This is a genomic window from Streptomyces sp. NPDC059010 (genome assembly GCF_042740355.1).
In the GTDB taxonomy this organism is placed as follows: domain Bacteria; phylum Actinomycetota; class Actinomycetes; order Streptomycetales; family Streptomycetaceae; genus Streptomyces.
This window is the reverse complement of sequence record NZ_JBHYJA010000028.1, coordinates 97,300-105,420: the sequence shown is the minus strand read 5'-3', so window position 1 is coordinate 105,420 and position 8,121 is coordinate 97,300. Positions and strand designations below refer to the sequence as shown.

At 71.8% G+C, this 8,121-nt stretch carries 7 protein-coding genes; 1 reads left to right on the top strand and 6 read right to left on the bottom strand.

Annotated elements, in window-relative coordinates; genetic code table 11:
* Positions 1-86 precede the first annotated feature (86 nt).
* Positions 87-734 (bottom strand): hypothetical protein, encoded by a 648-nt coding sequence (locus ACFWYS_RS28285; RefSeq protein ID WP_384774715.1) that lies wholly within the window; start codon positions 732-734, stop codon positions 87-89.
* 267 nt (positions 735-1,001) lie between these two features.
* On the opposite strand from ACFWYS_RS28285, the gene ACFWYS_RS28280 reads away from it, so the two are divergent.
* Positions 1,002-1,817 carry a methyltransferase domain-containing protein gene (locus tag ACFWYS_RS28280; protein ID WP_384774712.1) on the top strand — a complete coding sequence of 272 codons (816 nt, stop codon included), beginning with the start codon at positions 1,002-1,004 and terminating at the stop codon, positions 1,815-1,817.
* 75 nt (positions 1,818-1,892) lie between these two features.
* On the opposite strand, the gene meaB is transcribed toward ACFWYS_RS28280, so the two are convergent.
* The 5 genes from meaB to ACFWYS_RS28255 form a co-directional block, all read right to left on the bottom strand.
* Positions 1,893-2,879, bottom strand: coding sequence for a methylmalonyl Co-A mutase-associated GTPase MeaB (meaB, locus tag ACFWYS_RS28275; RefSeq protein WP_384774709.1), 987 nt, complete (start codon positions 2,877-2,879; stop codon positions 1,893-1,895).
* Positions 2,876-5,068: a methylmalonyl-CoA mutase gene (gene scpA, locus ACFWYS_RS28270; protein WP_384774706.1), complete on the bottom strand. Its 2,193-nt coding sequence runs from the start codon at positions 5,066-5,068 to the stop codon at positions 2,876-2,878. Before scpA ends, meaB begins: the two co-directional genes overlap by 4 nt.
* A complete protein-coding gene (locus ACFWYS_RS28265; RefSeq protein WP_384774703.1) occupies positions 5,068-6,876 on the bottom strand; it encodes a methylmalonyl-CoA mutase family protein in 1,809 nt (602 codons plus the stop codon). The genes scpA and ACFWYS_RS28265 overlap by 1 nt, the downstream gene beginning before the upstream one ends.
* Before the next feature lie 161 nt (positions 6,877-7,037).
* Entirely contained in the window at positions 7,038-7,805 is a 768-nt protein-coding gene (locus ACFWYS_RS28260; RefSeq protein ID WP_384774700.1) for an alpha/beta fold hydrolase, read from the bottom strand.
* An 18-nt stretch (positions 7,806-7,823) separates the two neighbouring features.
* A complete protein-coding gene (locus ACFWYS_RS28255; protein WP_384774697.1) occupies positions 7,824-8,078 on the bottom strand; it encodes an EF-hand domain-containing protein in 255 nt (84 codons plus the stop codon).
* Positions 8,079-8,121 lie beyond the last annotated feature (43 nt).

The window sequence follows — 8,121 nt, the reverse complement described above, 5'->3', positions numbered from 1 at the left end:
CTCCCGCGGCGCTGGTGCGGGGGGGCGGGGCGGGGGCGCAGCCGGGGGCGCGGGCGGCCCGCGCCCGCCCGGGGCCCCCCCACCGGTCACAGTCCGTCGCGCACCATCGCGGCGACGATCTGGACGTGGCGGTCGGCCGCCGTGTTGGAGAACTCGTTGTCGTAGTTCAGGCCGTAGGGCCAGAAGTGGCCGCCGCCCGTGGACAGTTTGGCGCTGCCGCCGTCGAACTGCCTGACCAGCGCCGTGGCCTGCCCGCCGGTCCAGGTGCCGCTGCCGCCGAGACGGGACCAGCCCGAGCTGGTGCCCACGCCGATGGTGTGGGCGATCTCGTGCAGCGCCGTGCGCTCGTTCATGTAACCGCGGTTGCCGAAGCGGATGGTGCCGTTGAGGTTCCCGTCGGCGGTGGGCACGCCCGGGTCGTAGCGGACGGTGATGGTCTTGCCCAGGTCGCTGAGGTTGTTGTAGCGGGCGACCGCGGCGTTCATGGCCCGGGTGATCAGGTCGTAGGCGGTGCGCTGGTCCTCGGTGGGATTGGCGGCGCGTTCGAGCGTCCAGGTGATGGATGCCGCGGCCGCCACCTGTTCCCGCGCCGCCGAGGCGGGTGCGGTCTGCGGGGTGGCCTGTGCGACGCCGGGACCGAACAGTACGGCGCCGGCCAGCACGGCGACGACCGCCCTGTTGCGCCAGGGTATGGGGGTGCGTCCAGTGGGCTTGGGAGCCCGTCGTGAACTCATGGAGAGGTCCTCCTGTGGGGGGTGGGCCGTCGCGCTGCTGTTGGGGGCGACGGTGGTTCAGGTGGCGGCAGTGGTGAACACGTTGTCGTGCGGGACCAGTCGGCCCGGTCCCGACTCGTCGTAGCCGTCGGCCGAGTAGCAGAGGTGGGGGGTCGCTCTCGAACGAGGCGGGATGGCTGGAGAAAGCGCTTTCTCAGGTTTTCGGAGGGTAATGAGGTGTCTTGGGCATGTCAATAACACCGATGCTCCGCATGCGATGATCGGCCCATGGCATTAGACGCGTGGGACACCTCCGGCAACGGCTATCTCCTGGACAACCGTCAGGCCGAGGCGGGCGAACGGTTCGACGCACTGTCGGCGCTCTTCAACCCGTCGACCTTCCGGCACTTCGAGACGCTCGGCATCCGCGAGGGCTGGCGGTGCTGGGAGGTCGGCGCCGGTGGGCCCACCGTGCCGGCCTGGCTGGCCGAGCGCGTCGGCCCGAGCGGGCACGTCGTGGCCACCGACATCGACACCTCCTGGATGCCGGAGGCCACCGGCTTCGAGGTGCTGCGCCATGACGTGGCGGCCGACGCGCCCCCGGCCGGGGGGCCGTTCGACCTGATCCACGCCCGGCTCGTACTGATCCATGTCGCCGAGCGCGACCGGGCCCTGCGGTCGATGGTCCAGGCGCTGCGCCCCGGCGGCCGACTGCTGCTGGAGGACGGCGACCCGGCGCTGATGCCCCTGATCTGCCCCGACGAGCACGGCCCCGAGCAGGAGTTGGCCAACAGGCTGCGCCGCGGATTCCGCGAACTGATGCGGCAGCGCGGCGCGGATCTGGCGTACGGGCGCAAGCTGCCGCGGCTGTTGCGCGAGGCCGGGCTCGTCGACGTCGAGGCCGATGCCTACTTCCCGATCACCTCACCCGCGTCCACCGTGCTGGAGGAGGCCTCGGTCCGCCAGGTCCGCGACAAACTCGTCGCCGCGGGGCTGGCCACCGACGAGGAGATCGACCGCCACCTGGCCAACGTCACCGCGGGCCGCCTGGATCTGGCCACAGCGCCGATGATCTCCGCCTGGGGGCGGCGCCCGGTGGTCTGAACGGCCCTGTCCCGGTCGAGGTCGGGCCAGGACCGACCGGCCCCTCGTGAGGGGCCACGTCCTGACCGGCCGCTCTCAAGCAGGCTCGGAACTTCCGAGCGCCCCCAGAATGCGTTCGGCCGCCAGCGTCGGTGTCAACGTGCCGTCTCTGACCTGCTGTTCGAGGAGCGGCGCCAGGTTTCGTACCGCGGGATCGGCGTGCAGGCGGCCGAGTAGTTCGTCGCGGACCATGTTCCAGGTCCAGTCGACCTGCTGATCGCGGCGTTTGGCGGCGAGGCGACCGGTCGAGTCCAGCAGGGTGCGGTGTTGTTCGAGGCGCTCCCAGACGGTGTCCAGGCCGCTCGACTCGCGGGCACTGCAGCTCAGCACCGGAGGTGTCCAGGCGGCGTCCTTGCCGTGCATCAGCCGCAGCGCGCCCGCCAACTCCCGTGCCGCCGCCCGGGCGTCGCGCTCGTGGGGGCCGTCCGCCTTGTTGACGGTGATCACGTCGGCCAGCTCCAGGACGCCCTTCTTGATGCCCTGCAACTGGTCGCCGGTGCGGGCGAGGGTGAGCAGCAGGAAGGAGTCGACCATGTTCGCGACCGCCGTCTCGGACTGGCCGACGCCGACCGTCTCCACCAGGACCACGTCGTAGCCCGCCGCCTCCATCACCACGATCGACTCACGGGTCGCCTTGGCGACACCGCCGAGTGTGCCCGCCGTGGGGGAGGGGCGCACGAACGCCGCCGGGTCCACGGCCAGCCGCTCCATCCGCGTCTTGTCGCCGAGGATCGAGCCGCCGGTACGGCTGGAGGAGGGGTCGACGGCGAGGACGGCCACCCGGTGCCCGAGACCCGTCAGCATCGAGCCGAACGCGTCGATGAACGTCGACTTCCCCACCCCCGGCACCCCGCTGACGCCGATCCGCCGGGCCCGGCCGCTGTGCGGGAGCAGCTCGGTGAGCAACTCCTGTGCCAGCAGCCGGTGCTGGGGGCGGGTGGACTCGACGAGGGTGATGGCGCGCGCGATGATCGCCCGCTTCCCGTCGAGTACCCCCTTCACATACGCGTCGACATCGATCACAGGTCGTGCCCGAGGTCGGCCGCCAGCCGCTGCACCAGGTCGTACGCCGCGTCCGGGATCACCGTCCCGGGCGGGAAGACGGCCGCAGCGCCCATGTCGAGGAGCGTGGGCACGTCCTGCGGCGGGATCACCCCGCCGACCGAGATCATGATGTCCGCACGGCCCTCCTCGGCCAGCGCCTCCTTGAGCGCCGGTACGAGGGTCAGGTGACCCGCGGCCAGCGACGACACCCCGACGATGTGCACGTCCGCCTCGACGGCCTGGCGGGCCACCTCGGCCGGGGTCTGGAACAGCGGGCCGACGTCGACGTCGAAGCCGAGGTCGGCGAACGCGGTGGCGATCACCTTCTGGCCGCGGTCGTGGCCGTCCTGGCCCATCTTGGCGACCAGGATGCGCGGGCGGCGGCCCTCGGCCTCGTCGAAGGCGTCCACCAGGGCACGGGTGCGGTCCACGGTCGGGGACTCGCCTGCTTCGTTGCGGTACACGCCGGAGATCGTACGGATCTGGCTCGCGTGCCGGCCGTACACCTTCTCCAGGGCGTCGGAGATCTCGCCGACGGTCGCCTTGGCGCGGGCCGCGTTCACCGCCAGCTCCAGCAGGTTGCCCTCGCCGCCGGCGGCCCGGGTCAGCGCCTCCAGCGCGTCCTGGCAGGCGGTCTCGTCCCGCTCCGCGCGCAGCCGCCGCAGCTTCTCGATCTGCTGGGCGCGCACGGAGGAGTTGTCGACCTTGAGGACGTCGATCGCCTCGTCGTTCTCCACCCGGTACTTGTTCACGCCGATGACCGGCTGCCGCCCGGAGTCGATGCGGGCCTGGGTGCGGGCCGCGGCCTCCTCGATGCGCAACTTGGGAATGCCCGCGTCGATGGCCTTCGCCATGCCGCCCGCCGCCTCGACCTCCTGGATGTGCTGCCAGGCCCGGCGCGCCAGGTCGTACGTCAGCTTCTCGACGTACGCACTGCCGCCCCACGGGTCGATGACCCGGGTGGTGCCGGACTCCTGCTGGATCAGCAGCTGGGTGTTGCGGGCGATACGCGCGGAGAAGTCGGTGGGCAGGGCCAGGGCCTCGTCCAGGGCGTTGGTGTGCAGCGACTGGGTGTGGCCCTGCGTCGCCGCCATCGCCTCGACGCAGGTGCGCGTGACGTTGTTGAACACGTCCTGCGCCGTCAGCGACCAGCCCGACGTCTGCGAATGGGTGCGCAGGGACAGCGACTTGGTGTTCTTCGGGTCGAACTGCTTGACCAGCTTCGCCCACAGCAGCCGCGCCGCCCGCAGCTTGGCGACCTCCATGAAGAAGTTCATGCCGATCGCCCAGAAGAACGACAGCCGGGGCGCGAACGCGTCCACGTCCAGGCCCGCCTCACGGCCCGCCCGGATGTACTCCACCCCGTCCGCCAGCGTGTACGCCAGCTCCAGGTCGGCCGTCGCACCGGCCTCCTGGATGTGGTAGCCGGAGATGGAGATGGAGTTGTAGCGGGGCATCCGCTGCGAGGTGAAGGCGAAGATGTCGGAGATGATCCGCATCGACGGCTTCGGCGGATAGATGTAGGTGTTGCGGACCATGAACTCCTTGAGGATGTCGTTCTGGATGGTCCCGGCCAACTTCTCCGGCGGTACGCCCTGTTCCTCCGCCGCCACGATGTACAGCGCGAGCACCGGCAGCACGGCGCCGTTCATCGTCATCGACACGGTCATCTTGTCCAGCGGGATGCCGTCGAAGAGCTGCCGCATGTCGTAGATCGAGTCGATCGCCACGCCCGCCATGCCGACGTCACCGGTCACCCGCGGGTGGTCGCTGTCGTAGCCGCGGTGCGTGGGCAGGTCGAAGGCGACCGACAGGCCCTTCTGTCCGGCGGCGAGGTTGCGCCGGTAGAAGGCGTTGGACTCCTCGGCCGTGGAGAAACCGGCGTACTGACGGATCGTCCACGGCTGGTTGACGTACATGGTGGGGTACGGGCCGCGCAGATACGGCGCCGCGCCGGGGTAGGTGCCCAGGAAGTCCAGGCCCTCCAAGTCCTGCCCGGTGTACAGCGGCTTGACCGGGATGCCCTCCGGGGTCTCCCACAGCAGGTCGTCCCCACCGGCCGCCCGCTTGACGGCCGTACGCCACTCGTCGGCGCCGCCGTCGGCAGTGGGCGTCCCCAGGTCGATCCCGGAGAAGTCGGGGACGGAGGGGCCAAGGGGGGCGGTCATCAGGACACTCCCATGCGGTCAAGGGTGGCGGACAGGACGGCGACGGCGTCACAGCCCGCGAAGACATACGCGTCGACACCGGGATACTGCCCGGGGCGGCCCGCCAGGGACACGTGCGAGGCGCCGGCGGCCTTCAGCTCGGCGGCCACCGTCGCCGCCTGCTCCTCGTACAGGGCGTCACTGGAGCACAGACAGACCTCCGTGGCTCCGCTGTCCTCGAAGGTGCCCTCGGTGACGGGCTCGATGCCGCCCGCCTGGAAGAGGTTCGAGGCGAAGGTGAGACGTGCGGTGTGTGCCGCCGCCGAGCCCAGGGCCGCCAGGAAGACACGGGGACGGGAGCCGGTCGCCGCCAGGTGGGCGTCGGAGCGGGCACGCAGCTCCTCGTACGCCTCGTCGCGGCGCACCCGGGGCAGCCCGCCGGACGGGGGCTCGGGCGCGGGCCGGCGCTCCACCGGCTTCTCGGCCAGATGCGGGAACTCGCTGACACCGGTGACGGGTTCGCGCCGCTTGGCGAGCTTGGCGCTGCGGACCTGCCAGGTGTCGGCGAGGTCCTGCCCGAGCTGCCCCGAGCGAAGGACGTCCGCCAGACCGCCGCCGCGCTCGATCCGCTGGAAGAACTCCCAGCCGGCCTGCGCGAGTTCGTCGGTGAGCCGCTCCACGTACCAGGAGCCGCCCGCGGGGTCGATGACCCGGGCCAGATGCGACTCCTCGATGAGGATCGTCGAGGTGTTGCGGGCGATACGCCGGGCGAACGCGTCCGGCAGCCCGAGGGCGTGGTCGAAGGGCAGCACGGTGACGGAGTCGGCGCCGCCCGCCCCGGCCGCCAGCGTGGCGATCGTCGCGCGCAGCATGTTCACCCACGGATCGCGGCGCGTCATCATCACCGGCGAGGTCACGGCGTGCTGCACCTGCGCCCCGGCCGACGGGGCTCCGCAGACCTCGGCCACTCGGGCCCAAAGCCTGCGCGCGGCCCGCAGCTTGGCGATCGTCAGGAACTGGTCGGCGGTCGCCGAGTACCGGAACTCCAGCTGCCCGCAGGCCTGTTGGACACTGAGTCCGGCCTCGGTGAGCTGCCGCAGGTACGCGACGCCGGTCGCCAGCGAGCAGCCCAGCTCCTGCGCGGCCGAGCCACCGGCCTCGTGGTACGGCAGCGCGTCCACGGTCAGCGCCCGCAGCCCCGGGTACTCCTCGGCGCACAGCCGCGCCAGACCGGCCACCTGCGCGAAGTCGTACGACTGCCCCGTACGGGCCTCGTGGCCGAGCGGGTCGGCGCCCAGGTTGCCGCGCGCCACGTCCTTGGCGACGCCCCGCTCCTCGTACAGCCGCAGCAGCTCATGCGCGGCCGGCTCGACGTCGCGCCCGGCGTCGAGCACGACGGGGGCCAGATCGAGGTAGACGCCGTCCAGGGTCCCCGCGAGCGACGACACCGGGATGCCGCCCTCGCCGACGGCCAGCCACAGCGAGGTGACGCCGTTCTCCAGGTCCGTGAGGATCGCGGCGCCGTCGGCCGTCGTGTGCCGCTGGCGTACGTCCCAGCCGCCCACCGTGTTCCCCTCGGCGCGGCTGCCCCGTACAAAGGGCGCGAATCCGGGCAGGCCGGGGGCGGGCGCGGCGTCGTGCGCGGAGTACAGAGGCCGGGTGCGCAGCCCGTCCTCCAGCGCGGTGGACAGGGCTTCCTCGGCCTGAGCACCCTCGACGTCCTTGCCCGACTTGCGCAGCACACCCGCAACAAGGCGCTGCCACTGCTCGTGGGACACGTCAGGGAACTCGGCGGCCAGCTCAAGCCCGTCGTCAGGCAGGACCGTCATGCTCGGATGCTAGGCCAGAGGCCCAAAGGAGCAGCAGAGGGCACGGCTGTGACCTTGCCCTCTCCGTGGCTGTGACCTCGGCCTCTTCCCGCTGATGAAGCCCGGACAAGCCAGGGCTTTACGCCAGCGCACGACCGTCGGCGGACGTGTCACACCCGTGCTCACCGAAACTCCGCGATGAGCCGGATCGTGCGCTCCACCTGCTCTTCGTGCAGGTAGTGACCGATGCCCGGCCAGTGCTCCACCCGGGACCCGGGCCGGTGCAGCGTGCTCCGCTCCCAGGCCGCCGCCTGCGCCGCGGTCCACACGGTGAGCGCGGGCTGGGTGCGGCGGCGCAGATACGCCTCGCTGTGCGGGCGGACGCCGACCGCGCCGGGGTCGGTGTACATACCGGCGTAGGCCTGAGCGATCACATGGTCCGGGGTGCCGAGCATGGTGCGGACATGTGCCGTGCGCAGACCGGCCGGCGCTCCCGGCCCGAAGGCGCCGGCCACGAACTCGGCAGCCGCGCGGGACCCATGTCTGCGGTACTGCGCCAACCTGGCCGGAATTCCCTCGACTTCGGCCCCGTGCGCCCCGTGGGCCGGATCGAGGGCGATCACGGACCGCACGGCCGCCGCGTGCCGCACCGCGAGCAGATTGACCACCTGCCCGCCCATCGAGTGCCCCACGGCGATCACGGGGCCAGTGTGGAGAGAGCCCAGGAGCGCGGCGAGGTCGTCGGCCATCTCCACGGGGGTGTTGCCCGTCGTCGGCACGTCCGAGCGGCCGTGCCCCCGCAGATCGGGCACGACGACCCGGAACCGGTCGGCGAGCGCCTCGGCGTGCGGGGACCACTCCCGGCCGTCGCCGCCCCAGCCGTGCACCAGCAGCAGGACCGGGGCGTCGGCCGGGCCCGGGCTCGTGTGGAACAGACGGGCGCGGTGCATCCCGCGACCGCTCCGGTCTCAGGACCAGCCGAACCGGCGGTCCACCACCGCCGCGAACTCCTCCAGGGTCAGCATCTCGTCCCCGTTCTGGTCGGCGGCGTCGAACAGCGCCGAGGAGGCGTCGTCGTCGCCCACGCCCCAGAACGGCAGGTCTCCCGACGCGGCCAGAGACGGGCCCTTCGTCCGCAGGGCGGTGATCACCTCTATGCGGGTCAGGGTCCCGTTGTGGTCGAGGTCGAGTGCCTCGAACAGCTTCCGGGCCTTGTCACTCATCGTGTCGTCCTCGTTCCTGTCGGCAGGCGGTCCCTGCCACCCC

Excerpts from the sequence above, each read along its gene's own strand:
- ACFWYS_RS28285 (WP_384774715.1), bottom strand. The coding sequence starts at position 734 with ATGAGTTCACGACGGGCTCCCAAGCCCACTGGACGCACCCCCATACCC.
- ACFWYS_RS28280 (WP_384774712.1), top strand. The coding sequence starts at position 1,002 with ATGGCATTAGACGCGTGGGACACCTCCGGCAACGGCTATCTCCTGGAC.
- scpA (WP_384774706.1), bottom strand. The coding sequence starts at position 5,068 with ATGACCGCCCCCCTTGGCCCCTCCGTCCCCGACTTCTCCGGGATCGAC.
- ACFWYS_RS28265 (WP_384774703.1), bottom strand. The coding sequence starts at position 6,876 with ATGACGGTCCTGCCTGACGACGGGCTTGAGCTGGCCGCCGAGTTCCCT.
- ACFWYS_RS28260 (WP_384774700.1), bottom strand. The coding sequence starts at position 7,805 with ATGCACCGCGCCCGTCTGTTCCACACGAGCCCGGGCCCGGCCGACGCC.
- ACFWYS_RS28255 (WP_384774697.1), bottom strand. The coding sequence starts at position 8,078 with ATGAGTGACAAGGCCCGGAAGCTGTTCGAGGCACTCGACCTCGACCAC.